The sequence below is a fragment of the Marinifilum breve genome (assembly GCF_003202155.1).
Taxonomy (GTDB): Bacteria; Bacteroidota; Bacteroidia; order Bacteroidales; family Marinifilaceae; genus Marinifilum; species Marinifilum breve.
In genome coordinates, this window is record NZ_QFLI01000008.1 from 101,282 (window position 1) to 119,490 (window position 18,209).

Annotated in this window: 11 protein-coding genes; 5 read left to right on the forward strand and 6 right to left on the reverse strand. The window is 34.7% G+C overall.

Annotation, left to right across the window (positions count from 1 at the left end; translation table 11 throughout):
* Positions 1–45 precede the first annotated feature (45 nt).
* Positions 46–1,434 carry a signal peptidase I gene (gene lepB, locus DF185_RS16755; RefSeq protein ID WP_110361913.1) on the forward strand — a complete coding sequence of 463 codons (1,389 nt, stop codon included), beginning with the start codon at positions 46–48 and terminating at the stop codon, positions 1,432–1,434.
* 92 nt (positions 1,435–1,526) lie between these two features.
* Entirely contained in the window at positions 1,527–2,168 is a 642-nt protein-coding gene (locus DF185_RS16760; RefSeq protein ID WP_110361914.1) for a WbqC family protein, read from the forward strand.
* Here the strand turns inward: DF185_RS16760 and DF185_RS16765 are convergent.
* Positions 2,160–2,597: an NUDIX domain-containing protein gene (locus DF185_RS16765; protein ID WP_207784681.1), complete on the reverse strand. Its 438-nt coding sequence runs from the start codon at positions 2,595–2,597 to the stop codon at positions 2,160–2,162. The genes DF185_RS16760 and DF185_RS16765 overlap by 9 nt on opposite strands.
* Before the next feature lie 62 nt (positions 2,598–2,659).
* Complete coding sequence (locus tag DF185_RS16770; RefSeq protein ID WP_110361916.1) at positions 2,660–3,448, reverse strand: C40 family peptidase; 789 nt, start codon at positions 3,446–3,448, stop codon at positions 2,660–2,662.
* 178 nt (positions 3,449–3,626) lie between these two features.
* Here DF185_RS16770 and DF185_RS16775 point away from each other — a divergent pair, with 178 nt between their 5' ends.
* The 3 genes from DF185_RS16775 (at position 3,627) to DF185_RS16785 (ending at position 10,368) form a co-directional block, all read left to right on the forward strand.
* Entirely contained in the window at positions 3,627–5,771 is a 2,145-nt protein-coding gene (locus DF185_RS16775) for an HD family phosphohydrolase (protein WP_110361917.1), read from the forward strand.
* Between the two features lie 445 nt (positions 5,772–6,216).
* On the forward strand, positions 6,217–7,869 hold the full coding sequence (locus tag DF185_RS16780; protein WP_133250067.1) for a DUF8614 domain-containing protein: 1,653 nt from the start codon (positions 6,217–6,219) through the stop codon (positions 7,867–7,869).
* Between the two features lie 108 nt (positions 7,870–7,977).
* Positions 7,978–10,368: a TonB-dependent receptor gene (locus tag DF185_RS16785; RefSeq protein ID WP_110361919.1), complete on the forward strand. Its 2,391-nt coding sequence runs from the start codon at positions 7,978–7,980 to the stop codon at positions 10,366–10,368.
* Positions 10,369–10,444: 76 nt separating this feature from the next.
* On the opposite strand, the gene DF185_RS16790 is transcribed toward DF185_RS16785, so the two are convergent.
* The 4 genes from DF185_RS16790 to DF185_RS16805 form a co-directional block, all read right to left on the reverse strand.
* Complete coding sequence (locus DF185_RS16790) at positions 10,445–12,028, reverse strand: SusD/RagB family nutrient-binding outer membrane lipoprotein (protein ID WP_165836055.1); 1,584 nt, start codon at positions 12,026–12,028, stop codon at positions 10,445–10,447.
* Between the two features lie 19 nt (positions 12,029–12,047).
* Positions 12,048–15,296: a SusC/RagA family TonB-linked outer membrane protein gene (locus tag DF185_RS16795; protein WP_110361921.1), complete on the reverse strand. Its 3,249-nt coding sequence runs from the start codon at positions 15,294–15,296 to the stop codon at positions 12,048–12,050.
* Positions 15,297–15,794: 498 nt separating this feature from the next.
* Positions 15,795–16,574, reverse strand: coding sequence for a hypothetical protein (locus tag DF185_RS16800; RefSeq protein ID WP_110361922.1), 780 nt, complete (start codon positions 16,572–16,574; stop codon positions 15,795–15,797).
* Between the two features lie 34 nt (positions 16,575–16,608).
* On the reverse strand, positions 16,609–18,207 hold the full coding sequence (locus DF185_RS16805; protein WP_110361923.1) for a RagB/SusD family nutrient uptake outer membrane protein: 1,599 nt from the start codon (positions 18,205–18,207) through the stop codon (positions 16,609–16,611).
* Between the last annotated feature and the right edge of the window lie 2 nt (positions 18,208–18,209).

An 18,209-nucleotide genomic window follows, 5' to 3' on the forward strand; every position in this document is an offset into this window, starting at 1 on the left:
ATTCGCAACAACTAAAGTTAAGCTTATAAAAAACATACATACCTTATGAAGGAATTTTTAAGAAACAAATGGTTTAAATTTTCAATCGCTCTTATCATTACTTTGCTAATGATTATTTGGATTGGCAATTATTGGCTTTTATTAGGATTACCAATCCTTTTTGATGTTTATATCAGTAAAAAGGTACATTGGGCCTTCTGGAAGAAAAAAGGAGTTAAAAAACAAAGTACAGCTGTTGAATGGATTGATGCCATTATTTTTGCAGTAGTTGCTGCAACAATCATTAGAATGTTCTTTATTGAAGCTTACACAATCCCAACAAGCTCGATGGAGAAATCATTACTTGTTGGAGATTATTTATTTGTAAGTAAGGTTGCATATGGTCCTAAAGTACCTAACACACCTTTATCCTTCCCTTTTGCACATCACACCATGCCTGGGACAACCAAAACAAAATCATATTTGGAATGGATTAATTGGCCTTACAAGCGTCTTGCAGGATTGAATGAGATAAAGCGTAACGATGTTGTGGTATTCAATTTCCCTGCAGGAGATACCATTGTTGTAGGAGCCGAAAATCCAGATTACTACTCTCAATTAAGAGCGGCGACAGCAACTATAAAAGAGAATGACATGAGAAGAGGACGTGCACTTCAATCTGATAAAGCCTATATGAAAGTTGCTCGTAAATATTTCGCTCAAAATATGGAAATTGCCACTCGTCCTGTTGATAAGCGAGAGAACTACATTAAAAGGTGTGTTGCTATGCCAGGTGATACCATTTCTAGTATAGATGGACAACTTTACATCAATGGGAAGGCTCAGGATAAAGTTGGAGAAGTACAATACAATTATGAAATCCGTACAAATGGAACAATGATCAATCCTCGCAAACTAGAGGAAATGAACATAGCTAAAGACGAAATTGGTCATAGTGGTTCGGTTTATCACATGCCTTTATCAAAAGAAAAAGCGGATAAACTTAGCAAACTTAGCAATGTTTCGTCTATGGTAAAAATGGTTCATGGCGTTGGTACTCCAGAAGATGTTTTTCCATTTAGCGAGCATTACAACTGGAACAGAGATAATTTTGGACCTCTTGTAATCCCTCAAAAAGGTCAAACTGTTGAGCTAAATTTAAAAACTCTTCCATTGTACGAAAGAGCAATCAATGCCTACGAAGGAAACGATTTGGCAGTAAAAGATTCTACCATCTACATCAATGGGAAAGCAGCAAACACTTACACTTTTGAAATGGATTACTACTGGATGATGGGTGATAATCGTCACCGTTCAGCTGATTCTCGTTATTGGGGATATGTTCCGGAAGACCATGTGGTAGGTAAGGCTTCATTTATTTGGCTTTCACTTGATAAGGACCAAAGCGGTTTTGGAAAAATCAGATGGGATAGAATTTTTAAGTGGATACACTAAAATATTAAATTCATATAAGTAAAGGCATCTGCAAAGATGCCTTTTTCTTTTACCTATATTTTTTATAGTTTCGCAATCCAAACAGAACTAAAATGGAAAATACCACAGCTCTTCTTTCAACAGCATATTTTGCACCAATTCAGTACTATTGCAAAATGATTCAACATTCTAATGTGATGATTGAACAATGGGAAAACTATTCAAAGCAATCGTATCGTAACAGGTGTAATATTTATGGAGCAAACGGATCTTTGGCCATTTCTGTTCCTGTGGTAAAGGCTACCAATAAAAAGGTTTTAACCAAAGATGTTCAGATCTCTTACGATACCAACTGGCAAAAACTACATTGGAAAGGAATCGAATCTGCTTACAAATCATCACCTTTTTACGAATATTACATCGATGATTTAGAACGTTTTTTTAGCCAAAAATGGAACTTCCTTTTAGATTTTAACCTTGAAATTCAAGCGGAGATTTGTGAAATCCTCGAAATAGAAAACAAGAATTCCTTGACCGATGATTTTATTCCTTTAAACGCTCCAGACATTGCTGATTTTAGGAATGTAATTCATCCAAAACCATCAAAAGGAATAAATGATACCGAATTTACCCCACAGGCTTACACTCAGGTTTTTGGCAACAAGCATGGTTTCATTCCCAACCTAAGTATTTTGGATTTGATATTTAATTTAGGCCCTGATAGCTCGTACTATCTGGAATCTTGCCTAAAATAATTTAAGGTGCTCTTTTAAATCTTGCATAATTGCATCATGATCGAAAGCCAAGGATGGCAGTTTGCTAACATCAATCCATTGAGCTTTTAATGCATCATCATCGCCTTTAACTTGTGGTAAAGATTTTGCCTCCATTTGAGCTAAATAAACAACAGAAACGGTACGTCCTCTAGGATCACGATCTACTGCACCATATGTCTTGAATTGCGAAATAGAAACACCTTCAAAACCTGTTTCTTCCTTTAATTCTCGAAACGCTGCAGTATCCAAATCCTCATCCATATCAACAAAGCCACCAGGAAAAGCCCATTTGTTCTTGAAAGGTTCATTGGCTCTTTCAATTAACAAGACATGGTATTTGCTTTCACATTTGCAGAAAATGGCACAATCAACAGTTAATGCCGGACGTGGGTATTCGTATGTATACATGATTTAATTAGCTTATTGAATTGTGAAGCCATTGGCTTCGATTTGCTGATAACTGATCACTGTTAAATGATTCTTTTTATTACTCTCAACTTGTGCGTGTAACGTTTGGTATCAACATTAAAAATTCCTTGATGATCAACATTATCAATCCTTACCTTACCAGAAGCATGAATAATTTTGTGTCTATCCCAAATAATACCAACATGCGTAATTTTACCTTCTGCGTTATCGAAAAAGGCCAAATCGCCTGGCATTGCTTCTTCAACAAAGGTTAGTGGTTCACCAACCAATACTTGCTGACTGGCATCGCGAGGTAAACTGATTCCATTTAGTTTGTAAACAATTTGAGTTAAGCCTGAACAATCAATTCCATAAGGAGTTCTTCCTCCCCAAAGGTAAGGCGCATTAAAATATTTTAATGCTGCTTCAATTATAGAATCACGCACATTTGTTTCATCTCCATTTCCGGTAACTTTTCCTTGGTAAAAGTACTTCTTCTCTCCTATTTTAAAAGATTTCTCTTCCCGATCACAAAATGGGAAAGAACTACCCGGAACAATCAATTTATTGGAATAATCTTTCTCCTGAAAGACAAGGTTAAAAGTATCATTTGCCACTGCAGGTAACTGAGTAGCTAGTAGGTTATAAAACTCTTCATTGATAACGCTTATCATTTTAGTATCAACCCAACCCTCGTAATTATCGTAGGCCAATCTTACCTTACTCCAGTTTTCAACATCCTCAATAACTTCAAAATGCTCTCCAAACAAAATTTGGGTTACCATTTCGCTTTTTTCGGCAGGTTCACTGCGTACTGGAATGATACTTAAATCGGAAATTCCGTAATTCATGAATTGGTTACTTAATGATTGTTATCAATCAAATATAAAAAATATAATTATGTTTTTACATTTGCATTGATATATTTGCTGTATATATCGCAGGTAAAAGAAAGGAATAAATATTTTTTACCAAAAAATATTCAACTAATTTTATAAAAAGAATTTCAACACTCCTAATCAGAATAGAATGAATAAATACTTTAGGTTAATTCGACAAAACTTAAGTAACATTTATCGCTTTACCATTACTACAATTACCATTGTACTGATCATGCTTCTATTCCCGAACACCGGAAATTTTAAGTATGAATATCAGAAAGGTAAGCCTTGGATGCACGAAACCCTTATTGCTCCTTTTGATTTTTCCATATTAAAAACAGAACAGGAATTGAATCAGAATCGAGATAGTATTTTGAATCGATTCAGCCCCTATTTTAAAGTGGACACTTCCGTTTATCCTTCGGTAATAGTACGATTTGAGAAGAATTTCGAGAAAAAATGGAACAAATTTGAGAAGTCATCAGCTTATAAAAAGCTAAACTATTCTCAAAAGAGATCGGATGCAGAAAAATTACTATGCTACAATTACCTTAAAACAAACCTTAAGAATTATTACAACATCGGTATTGCTGACTTTCAAAACGAGAAACTTCAGTACAATTTCAAACTGCCTGAGACAATCAACAAATCATTAAATAACATTAATGAGAAAGTTCTTACCGATAAAATATACTCTGCAAGAACTGCCTATGAAAACGTTAGTTCTAATCTAAAATCGGATTACAGCAATCCTGTTTTTCAAAGCTTTCTTCAGAATCTGAACCTCGATTCTTACTTGACTCAAAACCTGTTCTACGACAAAACCATGTCCGATCAGGTTAAAAACAGCATGCTTTCAAACGTCTCTCTTACCAAAGGTAAAGTGGATTTTGGAACTCGTATTGTTCTAAGAGGTGATGTAATCAATGATGATACCTTTCTAATTTTGGAATCACTAAAAAAAGAATATGAAAACTTTTTAGGAGCATCGCAAAACCATTACCTAATTGTTGGAGGGCAGGCTTTATTAATCATTTCCTGTGTGGTTCTTTTGTTTCTATACCTGCGAAACTTTAGAAAACAAATCTTGCACGACAACAAAAAACTCCTTTTCATATTTCTGTTGGTATTGTTATTTGTTGCTCTTACTACATTGGTATTAAAACTCCAGAATCAAAACGTTGATGTTAATATCTACATTATTCCGTTTGCTCTCATTACCATTGTGGTGCGAACACTAATGGACAGCCGTACTGCATTGTTTGTTTTCATCGTTACGGTTTTAATCACTGGATTCCTTGCTCCTAACGGTTTCGAATTTGTATTTCTTCAGTTAGCAGCAGGTATCATGGCCATATACAGCTTGCCTAGGTTGGAGAGACGTGGTCAGCTTGTATTAACTGCTATTATTACATTCTTTACCTACAGTGTAGTTTATTTCGCTTTCGCGATAACACAGGAAGGTAGCATAGAAGAAATTGAATGGTTCAACTTTGTATGGTTTGCTTTTAATGGATTGTTACTTACCTTCTCCTATTCTTTAATTTACATTTTTGAGAAATTATTCGGATTCCTTTCAGATGTTACATTAATCGAGTTATCGAATCAAAACCATCCGTTATTGAAACAGCTAATTCAACATTCGCCAGGAACATTCCAGCACTGCTTGCAAGTTGCTAACCTTGCCGAAGCTGCAATTAATAAAATCGGAGGTAATCCATTATTAGCAAGAACTGGTGCACTTTATCATGATATTGGAAAAATGAAACATCCAATTTATTTTATCGAAAATCAGATGTCGAACAAAAACCCTCATGATGATCTTGAATTTGATAAGAGTGCGCAAATCATTACCGACCATGTAAAGTATGGAGTAAAAATTGCAAAAAAACACAAGTTGCCTCAACAAATTATCGACTTTATTGAAACTCATCATGGTGCGGGTAAGGTGATGTACTTCTACACTTCCTTTAAAAACAAGTATCCCGATAAAGAGATTGACGAAGAGAAATTCCAATACCCAGGACCAGATCCATTCACCAAAGAAACTGCGGTTTTAATGATGGCCGATGGTATTGAAGCTGCATCGAGAAGTTTGAAGGAAAAAACTCCTGAAACCATTCGCGAATTAATCGATAAAATCATCGACAAGCAGGTAAAAGAAAATCGCTTCGCCAATGCGGATATCACCTTTAAGAATATCAACGAAATAAAGGAGATTTTCACCACCAACTTGATTAATGTGTATCATGCAAGAATTGAATATCCCAAAGAAATAAAAAACAAAAACTAATTAACTTGAAGATAAAACGAGCTTAAGTAGATCTTTCTACCTAAGCTCGTTTCATTTGAAGTGAAACTACGCAAATAAATTATAACACGCATTAAAATATTTTTTGACACGTGTTATAATTCATTTTAACACCTGTTATAAATACTACCGCTAATTACGCATGCTTCAGTTTTTCACTTCCAATCAATAAAAACATCAGGTTAAATCCTACTTAGAGTCTGCACTCCAAAACAACAATATCATCAATTGTTATCCTCCCGCTTTCTTCCTTCTAATCCAGTTCACTTTCACTCTCTGTTTTGGGTAGCTCAATTTTTTTCCCACTCCTATTTTTTGTAACTTATAGAGTGTGACCTACTTCATGAAAAACATATTAGTTTTTCATGTGAAATGTATTTGATGTATAACATCTGTTTACTTAATCTTTACCCAAAACCCCACTATTATGATACGAAATAGCATATTTTTACTCGGTCTTATAGTATCAATCGCATTTGTAGTGTCTTGTCAACCTGAAAAAAAGACAGAAAGCAAGAAGCCTAGTGATACTGTGATACAAAGAAAATTAGCCAACTATGCAGAAGTTAAGCTATCTGCAGATCTAAACACACTCTCTTCAGAGCAAATAAAACTGTTCTCTCATTTAATTAAGGCTGCCGATGCTATTGATGACATTTATTGGATGCAATCCTATGGAGATAAAAATGCCTTATTAAATAGCATCGAAGATCCTGATATGAAACAATATGCCAAAATAAATTATGGTCCTTGGGATAGATTAGATGGATTTAAACCATTTACTGAAGATTTTCCTCCAAGACCATTAGGAATTGGGTTTTTCCCGGCTGATATCAATCAGGAAGAGTTCTTTCAATTGAACAACGATGAAAAATACAGTGCATTTACAAATCTTACAAGAGATGCAAATGGAAACTTAAAAGTAGTTCCTTTTAATATTGCTTACAGTACACAATTACAATTGGCTTCAGATCATTTGAAAGAAGCTGCCAATTTAGCTGAATCTGATGATTTCAAACAGTATTTACTTCAAAGAGCTAAGGACCTCAATTCCGATAACTTTACTGAAAGTGATAAACTTTGGTTAGAACTCAACAATAACCAACTTGATTTTATTGCAGGTCCTATTGTAAACACGGAAGATCAGTTGATTTGGACAAAATACTCCTATGGTGCCTTTATTCTCCTAAGAGATAACGAATGTACCAACAACGTATCTAAATACGCTTCTTTATTGCCATTCTTACAGCAAAATTTACCTGTTGATGATAAGCTTAAAGCCGAATCTGTAAGTAGCAAAGCCAATTTATCGATTTATAACGTCCTATATAATTCCGGATACTGCAATGCTGGTAATAAACTAATTGGTTTAAATCTTCCGGTAGGTCTTCAAAAGGCATCAGATGCAAAACGAGTATACTTTAAAAATGTAATGCAGGCCAAATTCAATAAAATATTAGATCCAATTAGCGGTTTGGTAATTGATGAACAACAACGCAAACATGTAAATTTTGAATCGTTTTTCTTGAATACCATTTTCTTTGAACTTACCAGTGGTATTGATATCACAAACACAATTAACGGAAACGGAGATGTAAAAGATGCCTTAAAAGAACATTATAATGTTATTAACGAGCTTAAAAATGATGTATTAAGAATGTATCTTTTAAATCAGGTTCATGATATGCGACAAATAGAAGGAATAGAAATGCTTGACAACTATGTAACTTACATGGCTGATGTATTCAGATCCATTCGATTTGGCGTTACTGATGCTCAAGGTGTTGCAAACATGATCCGCTTCTATTATTTCCAGGAACATGAAGCTTTTAAGTACCATCAGAATACGGGAACTTATAAAATTAATGATTACAAAATGGAAAAAGCAATTGAATCGCTTGCCAAGATGGTTCTTGAAATTCAAGGAAATGGAGACTACGCAGCTGCCGATAAACTTATAAAGGATAAAGGATATATTAGAAATGAATTATTACAAGATTTATATCGAATTCAACGTGCAAAAATTCCTAAAGATCTAACGTATGATCAAGGAGAAAAAGTAATAATTGCTGAAAAGTAATTTTACTTTTAATAAGTAATTTTTAAAGGGCATCCAAGAGATGCCTTTTTTTATACTCCAAATAAAATATTAATCATATATTTGAGTTTTCTCTTTAACTCAGAATATATGTTTCGCCTACTAGCCTCTTTCTTACTTGTATTGATCACAAACTATAGTTTTTCACAACAAATAAAAGTTGTTGATAACGAAACCAATAAGCCAATCGAGAATGTATACATATATGAAAAATATAATTCCATACTAACTAATGAATTTGGAATTGCTGATTTATCAGAATTTAAAGAAAAAGGATTGATTTATTTTCAACATCCATCATACCAGAACTTGGAAATGAATTTTATTGATCTCCAAATTCAAAATTTCATTGTTAAGCTACACTCCAATATTTTTCCTATACAAGAGGTGGTAGTTTCTGCAAATAAATGGGAACAAAACATTAAGGAAGTACCTTTAAAAGTTCATAAAATAGACAAAGCCGAAATCACCCATTCTAACTCGCAAACCACGGCAGAACTTTTAAAATCATGTAATCAGGTTTATATTCAAAAAAGTCAGCTAGGTGGCGGTAGTCCAATGATTAGAGGCTTTGCAGCAAACCGAGTATTATTGGTTCTGGACGGGGTTCGTCTAAACAATGCAATTTACCGCAGTGGTAACCTACAAAATGTGATAAGTATTGATGCCAATAGTCTTGAATCAGCGGAAGTAATTTTAGGGCCAGGTTCAATTATATACGGCAGTGATGCTATTGGAGGTGTTATGGACTTTCATACCATAAAACCACTTTATTCTACTTCAGGAAAAACCAATACCTATTTTAAATACAAGAACCGTTATTCATCGGCAAATAATGAAATAATGAACCATACATCCTATAATATAGGGAAAGAACGTTTGAGTTTTGCTGGAAGTATTACATATAGTGATTTTGATGATCAAAAAATGGGGAATCATGGACCCGATGAATATTTAAGAAATGAATACACAATTAAAGAAAATGGCACAGATAAAATAATTACTAACTCTGATCCTAAAAGCCAAAAACAATCAGGTTACAATCAATTCAACCTGCTCCAAAAGGTTAGATACAAAGCATCAGAGAATACCGATTTACTATATGGATTTCATTACACGACGAGCTCTGATATTCCTCGTTACGATCGGTTAATACAATACAAAGGAGATAACCTAAAGTATGCTGAATGGTATTACGGGCCTCAAACATTACAAATGCATAACTTTCAACTAACATTAAAGAAAGCCAATCTTTTGTATGATTCCTTCAAATTAACTACAGCATTTCAAAATTATAAAGAAAGTAGACACGATCGAAAATTCTCCTCAACTACAAAACGAAATCGATCTGAGAAATTAAAGATCTACATCGTAAATGCTGATGCAGAAAAAAAATTATCAAAATCAACCCATTTGTTCTGGGGAGCAGAAATGACTCACAATCGATTAAGATCCAAAGGGCACAGTACCAATATTGAAATCAATACTTTTGAGGAAATTGCAAGTCGCTATCCAGATAAATCTAAATACTCAACTATTGCTTTTTACAGTAATTTTAAAAGAAAGCTGAATTCAAACTGGACCTTAAATACAGGAATCAGGTATTCCCATATTTGGATCAATTCAGAACTAGATAATACCTACTATAGCTTTCCATTTACCAATCTTGATTTATCGACTGGTGCACTTAATGGAGGTTTAGGTGTTACATACAATTCCAATTCTGGTTGGGATTTCAAATTCAATGCAAGCTCTGGTTTTCGAGCACCAAACATTGATGACATAGGTAAAGTCTTTGATTCAGAACCCGGTAAAGTTGTTGTTCCTAACAAAGATCTGAAACCAGAATATATTTACAATGTCGACTTTAATATCAGTAAAAATTTTAATCAAAAATTTTTCATCGATATTAATGCATTCTATTCATTTCTTGATGACGCAATGATCCGAAGCGACTACAGTTTTGATGGTCAGAACACCATAATTTACGATGGTGTAGAAAGCGAAGTACAAGCAATTGTTAATGCAGATAATGCTAAAGTATGGGGTATAAACTTCCAATGTATTGCCAAAATCAATCAAAACTTTTCAGCCACTGCAAATATGAACTACAACAATGGCGAATATAAAGATGGTAGTCCCGTTAGGCATATTGCTCCAATGTTTAGCTCATTTAAACTGGATTATAAATCAAATAAGCTATCTTCCAACATTGCACTAGAGTATAACGCTAAAATAGCCAACAAAGATCTTGCAGAGGTCGAAAAAGACAAAGCATATCTGTATGCTCAAGATATGAATGGTAATCCTTATTCTCCTGAATGGTTAATTGTAAATTGGAACAACAATTATCAACTTACTAACTCAATAAATCTCAACTTTTCAATCGAGAACATATTTGATAAAAGATATCGTCCGTATTCTTCAGGAATTGCAGGCGTGGGAAGGAATTTTGTTATAGGATTACAATATCAATTATAGATTTTTACATTCTAACAAAAAAAGCCGGTAAGCAATGCTTACCGGCTATATTTTTGATGATTTTTAATTGACAACATTAGTCAACATCCCACCATAATTTAGAATAAATTACATCTCCGTTACTTAAAGCGTCTGCAGCAACTTTACGGTTTGCACCATTTAATGTTTGCTCTTGTGCAGGGTATCTCATTCTGTAAGGAAGATCTGTTACCTCTTCTACCAATGGAGTAAATACTTTATCTAACCATGTGTCAGCAGTTGGATCATAAACACTATATTCTGCAAATGGAGGAATTAATGTTTTAGGATATCCAGTACGACGATAGTTCATCCAAGAAGTGTGTCCTTGCATATATAAAGCAATATAGTTTTGTGTTAAAACATTTTCCTCATTTGCTGCAGGAACAGCTGCAAGATAATCTGTAATATCAGCCTCACTTACACCCCATTTTTCCATTGATGCACGAATACCAGCTTCATACCAAGTTTGATCCCATCCATTTAATTCACTTTGAATGAAACAAACTTCTGCATATTCCATTAATGTTTCTGCAAAATCAGGCTTATCGATAATATCAACTCCTGGCAATGATTCAATAGTAAAAGTAGCAGCTTCTGCAGAACTTTCAGAAATGAACATTCCAACATAATCACCATTACTATTTGGCTGTGCATACTCATGGATTCTAGGATCAATAATTCCTAAAAACGGATTAGCATTTGCACCAGCAGTTACAGCAGTATGTGTATGATCTACTAGGTTTTCACCGTTTAGTAAGTTGATGAAACTATGACCAACTGCGAAATCACTTCGGTTATCTACATTCCAAGCTCTATACATACGTGAAGCATTCTTATCTCCAGCTTCGTATTTGAACATAGCGTTATCGCTATTTGAGGTAAAAACTCCTGAAGCGATTGCATCTGCAATATGCGTATTTGCCAATGAAGCATTTACACCTTTAATTTTATTTGCAATTCTTAAACGAAGCGAGTTTGCAAATACTTTCCATTTTGCAACATCTCCACCAAAAACATTATCACCACCGATTCCAGTTTTTGACTCATCTAGTTGATTAGCAGCAGCCTGAAGTTCCTTCAAGATATCCTCGTTAATTTTAGCTTGAGTAGCATAAACAGGACTAATTATTGCTTCATCATCTCCAAAACCAGAAACTCTTAACGCTTGAAAATCTGCATCTTCAGTACCATATGAATAATAAGGAATATCACCCCAAGTATCAGTCATCAAATTAAAAGTCCAAGCAAGCATGATACGACAAATCGCTATTTGATTTTGGTTATCTCCAGATGCCGCAGCAGAAGACATTGTACTTTCATTCTCATTTAAGCGAATTATTTCTCTAAAGTTTTCAGCTACCTCATAAAGAGTATTTTGAGTTTGTCTCATAGACTCTCTATATACATAACGGTCTTCATCACCATATTCAGATTGTTGCCAATATTGCATTGTAGCATAGGTAAAACGACCAGAGAACCATGTATCTTGAGTTGCATCAACAACTCTTTTCATATTGTTATTAAACAATGCTTCTGTAGGTACAGTGGTTGGTTCATTTGGATTCTCAAAATAATCCACATCGCACGCCACCATGAACAGAATCAGGTTAAACGCAAGTAATATTTTAATATTTTTCATTTTCATCATTTTTTAATGTCTAAAAGTTTAATTTCAAGTTAAAACCATAAGATCTGAACATTGGCTGTAAACCTCCTTCTAAACCTTGAACATTACCGGAACCATTTGCAGCCATTTCTGGATCGAAACCTTTCTTATCCAAGCCCCATGTAAATAAATTTTTACCGTACACAGAAATTCTAGCACTATTGAAAATTCCGTTAAGGAAACTCTTTGGAATATTGTAACCAATAGTTACTTCTCTAAGCTTCACATAGTCAGCATTAAATACCGATTGAGCACTAGGATATCCAAAACCATGATAGTGTCTTGCACCCCAACCTGCAGCCGAAACATACTTCTCATTTGCTGCAGTATTAGAAACAGTGTAAGTTCCATCTTCATTCCAAACTACATCACCAGTAACACCTTCTAGACGAATACCTCCGCCATCTGCTACTGCATCACGAATTTCATTACCTTTATCATTTACACCAGCTGTTTCCTTATACATACCTGAGTACATACCCCACATGTGAGAAAGTGAGTAAAACTTACCACCTTTGCGAATATCAATCAAGAAATTCATGTCGAAGTTTTTATAAGAGAAACCGTTACGGATACCTAAAGTAAAATCAGGTAATACTGAACCAAGAGGTACAAGATCTGATGTAGACTCATAATAACCATTAGAGCCAATTACTTTATTTCCAGCATCATCATAAAGGAAATCAGTTCCCCATAACGTACCATAAGTATCACCTAAACTAGCTCTCAAGAAAACACCACCAAATGGAGCTCTCTGAATATCTAATGATTCCAAATCATTATATAACTTTTCTAGTTTGTTGTTAACTTTAGTATAGTTGAACATTACATTCCACTCAAAATCTTTTGTGCGGACTGGTGTAACACCTAATGCAATCTCAATACCTTTGTTTGTCATTTCACCAGCATTGATAAATCTACTAGCATATCCTGTTGCTTGTGAAAGTTGCAATGGCATAATCTGATCAAAAGTTCTATTATCAAAATATGTAGCACTTAAATCAATACGATTATTAAATAAATTCAAATCAAGTCCAATTTCTTTTGATCTTGTAGTCTCAGACTTTAAATTTTCATTTAATAAGTCATCTGGAACACCTAAACGTGGTTTGTTCATAAATGCACCGTCACCATTGTATTCATAAGTTTTTTGAACATTATATGGGTCAGTATCATTACCTACTTCTGCCCAACCTAATCTCAATTTACCCATATTTAACCAAGTGATATCTTCAAGCAATTCTGAGAATACAAAACTACCTGAAATAGAAGGATAAGAATATTTATTCTCAAAACCAGGAAGAGTAGAAGACCAGTCTGTACGATAGGTTGCTTCTAAATAAAGCATGTTACGATAACCCACTGCAAATTGAGCAAAAACAGAATTTGTTTGTCTCTCAGTTGTGATATCATTCATCAATGCAGGGTCAACTGAGTTTAACAGGTTGTAAACTCCTGGTACTACAAGACCTCCTGATGTTTGTCCTCTTAAGAAATCATATCTTACATCTCTTCGGTTAACACCAACTAAACCTGATAAATCAAAGTCATCAATTTTTTTAGAATAAGATACAATACCTTCATAGTTAAATTCACTATATTCTCTGGCTGCCTCATAATAAGACGGAGTTGCCTGAGAGCCTACTGCTGTTCTTTCACGAATGGTAAAGTTATAGTAGTCACCATAAACACTACCTTTCACAAGAAGATTTTCTATAATTTCATAAGAAGCAGATACATTACCATAGAATCTATTTCTCATATCATCCGAATAGTTCTCGTAAGCAGTCCAATAAGGGTTATCAGCATACTTAGGATGAGGATCTGTAAATGATTTTCTATTCCATGTAATAGGCTCACCTGTTGAAGTCTTATAATTCTTCAATCTCTTGTAATCCAATTGTCTTTGTCCCCACTGGAAAAACTTCTGACCAACTGAGTTATCACCATATCCAATTTCCGGACGTCCTTTTGCCTTAGTTCTTACATAAGTTATACTACCATTAACAGATAATTTATCTGTTAGATCCGCTCTGGTTGAAACCTTAAAGTCATGCTTTTCTTGCGATGAATTAGGCATTGTACCATCAACATCAGTGTATTTGTATGCTAAACGCATGCCATAATCTTCACCTGATTTATTGATACCAATCGAAGTAGTTGAAGTAACACCTGTTTCCCAAAAATCTTCAACATCATTAGCTGGAGCAACCCAAGGTCTAGTTTCTTTAACTGATCCATCCTCATTAAAACCATCCCAATGAACAACATTCACATTAGGGTTGTATCTTGGTCCCCAAGATTCATCTACTTGATATTGCGGATGTAAGTAAGTTTGTCCACCAACAGTAACTGTTGCGAAACCATTAACTCCTCCATCTTCGTCAGCAACGATGGTACCTCCACCATATTTTTTCTGCATTTCAGGAATAGTAGCTACTCTTTCGAAGCCCATACTTTGGCTAAAATCAATAGAAAATCCCTTTTTACCTTTGCTACCACTTTTTGTAGTAATTAAGACAACACCATTAGCAGCACGAGAACCATAAAGAGCTGCCGCAGCACCTTTCAATACAGAAATATCTTCGATCTCATCTGCATTGATATCGTTCAACATGTTACCATAGTCAATACCTCCACCACCAGAAGCAGCACCACCGGCATTGTAGTTAGAGTTATCCATTGGAACACCGTCTACAATAAATAAAGGCTGGTTTTCCTGAGTAATTGAGTTAGCCCCTCTAATAAGAATTCGGCTAGAACCTCCCATGTTTCCAGATGAAGCAATTTGCACACCTGCTACTCGTCCAGATAATGCACTAACAGCATCAGTTTGTTGAATTGTATTCAATTCATCTCCACCTACTTCTTGTGCAGCATAACCTAATGCCTTTTTCTCACGAGTAATACCTAATGCAGTTACAACAACTTCATCTACTCCAATAGATTCAGTTTCTAAAACCACATCAATTACAGTTTTTTGGCCTACTGTAATTTCTTGGGTAACCATACCTACGAAGCTAAACATTAAAACGTCTTCAGGGGATGCTTCTAAGGAATATTTACCGTCAATGTCGGTACTAGCACCAATAGTGGTACCTTTAATAACAACAGATACTCCAGGCATGCCTAGACCATCCTCAGCACTGGTAACTGTACCAGAAATCTGCTTGCTTTGCGCATTTACTACTTGTAAGCCCATAAAAATAAGACATACAAATAGTCCAATCATTTTTTTCATAAAAAAACTTTTTAGTTAGTAATTAAGTAAAGATGCAAAATGGTTAATGGTAATTCTTGAGGATAAAAATAGCACTTTAATTGGTTTTAACAAATTTTAACACATCTAAACGCACGCTATTACAATCGTTTACGTAAACACCATCTCATTATTTTGTTTACTACAGGTGAAAATATTTTCTATCCCCTAATAAAAAATAAAACTCATTCCATTCAATTTAATTCACTGATTAAATGACACTAATATATATTCGCTCTTGGTCACTATTTCATTGAACAAGATTTTCACAAATTAACATATTTACATTCCTTCATTTTTTTTATAAATAGACTAATTTTTCCACAAACATTTAAATTTTATACCTAAAGACATCCCATCAATTATCAAAATAGAAGGATATTACAACAAAAATGTTTATGCCACAAAAAAAAAGCTGCTCCACAGCGGGAACAGCTTTTAAATTTTTTGGCTTACTATAAGCCATTGTTTTAGCAGAAATTAATTCATAGTATAGGTATCATCTCCTTCTCCGAAAGAACCTGCAGAAACAGTCCATTTTCTCGTAAAAGTAAACGTTTTAGTTCCTGCATCATATGAAGCAGCATTAGTAGTAGCACTAACCATTCCATATGTAGGATGTACCATACCCGTTTCAATTGTTTTAGGTACAGGAGTAATCTCATTTTCTCCATCCCATGTAAATACGAAATGAACTCCTTCACTCATCAGGTTTCGGAATCTATATTGCTCCTTAGCAGGAGAATATTGAAGAACTTGAGTAAAGCTTTCTTCAGACCACCAGCTATAATAGGTTCCTGTTGAATAATCTGCCCAATCCGAAATTATAATTTTACCATAGTAGGTAGCATATTCTGTTTTATACGGATTTGACGAAGCATCATCAATCTTTATTTCCAAAGCAAGCTCAATACCTTTAGGAGCTCCATCTGCAATTGATACAATTAAGTCTGCAGTTTTAGATCCTGCTGCAAAAGCAATACTATTTGGAATAACAAAACCATTTTCCTGGTTCTCAACTACCACTACAGGTACTTCCAATGCATTGGTTTCATCATCTCTAGTAACTGTTAAAGTAAAAGATGCGCTAGCCAATGGATCATGTTCAAATGCGCTAGGGTTTTCATTTATAAACCTAACTGCAGGATTTCCTTCTGATATTTCTGGACTTAACTCCACCGTATCATCCCAGTCGCTACATCCTGCCATAAAAACTGTCATTAAAAACAGAACAGGAATATATATATTATTGAATTTCATACAATTAAAATTAATAGTAAAACATTATTAAAAACTATTCCGATACAGGAGTTGGTGCAGGAGCTGATGGATTGTTATCATCATCAGTTAATGCTGGATTCGCTTGAATTTCAGCTTCAGGAATTCTCCACAATAGAATATCACTACCTGCTGGAATATTAAATATCATAGTAGCATTAGGATAACCAGCTCCACGACGGTCAACTCCTTTGTTCAAACGCATGATATCAAACCAATTTAAACCTTCTCCCCAGAATTCGATTCTTCTATGGCGGAACACCTCTTCTTGAACTTCTGTTGCACTACTAGCTAAACTAGTATAGCTAGGATCACGATAAGTACGAATAAAATTCTCAAGCGTAGTTTTTCCAGCGCCACCACTCATTGCTTCAGCTTCTGCTTTAATTAAATACATTTCTTCAATTCTCATCAAAGGAATATCATTAGCATTTGTGGAAGTTTCCAATTCATTTTTATAAGGAGCAAACTTTACTTGAGAATAAGCAGGATAACCATGATCATCCATAACTGCAAGCTCTTCACTTGTCAAATTTGCAGATGTTTTATTTTCATCAAGCCACCAACCTTTACGTACATCGGTACTAGCAATAGAGTTAAATAATATCTTATTAATTTGTCTTCCACCATTATACCAGCAATAACCATAGTTAAATGATCCAAGGTGAGAGATATAATTTACAATACCCGAAGTTACAACAGCATCAGTTTCTGCAATAATAATACCCCACATCCAGTTGTCTTCATCAACAGTCCAAAACGAAGGATCATCTACATCATCAATACTAGCCGGTGTTGCACTTGTTGCATTAATAGCACTTGTTGCATCCGCAGCAGCTTCCGCATACTTATGCATAGTTAAATTAATACGAGCTCTTAAACCATAAGCAACAGCTAAACTAATATAGCGCTTATCCTTACGAACCACCGCTGCTTCTTCAGCATCTTTTAATAGTCTGACTGCATTATCAATATCGGTCATTATTAGATCATAAACTTCTTGAACTGAAGCGCGAGGGGCTCCATTTAGTGCGGCATCGTTAGAATTCTCATTAGTAATAATAGGTACACATGGTTTTTCTTGGTTTCCATCGTAATTAAATTGGAACAACTGAGCTAATATCCAATAACTAAAAGCTCTTGTTGCCAAACCTTGACCTAAATAGTATTTAGACAAAGCTTCCTCAGTATCGATACTAATAGAACCAATCACATTATTGGAATTACTAATAATAGAATACATGTCATTCCAAATAATCTGACACTCTCTAGAAGCAAAATCTCGATCTAAATATTCCAAATTATTTCCAGACCAATTGTATCCATTATCTTCCTGAACTATGTCATTACCATTGGCATCAGTAAACATCATCACTGAAGGATATCCAAAATCATTGTGACGAGATCCAATAGCATCTGCGTTCGGCTGATACTGATTAAACTGTGCAAAAACAGCATTTACACTAGCTTCTGCCTTTGAAGGATCATTTGCTACAACCTCCTCTTTTTGACCAGTAGTAACAGTATCTCCTTCTGGCAAAGTATCTAGATCTTCACACCCATATGCAAAAATCATTACGGGTATAAGTAACGTATATAAATATTTATTTTTCATAT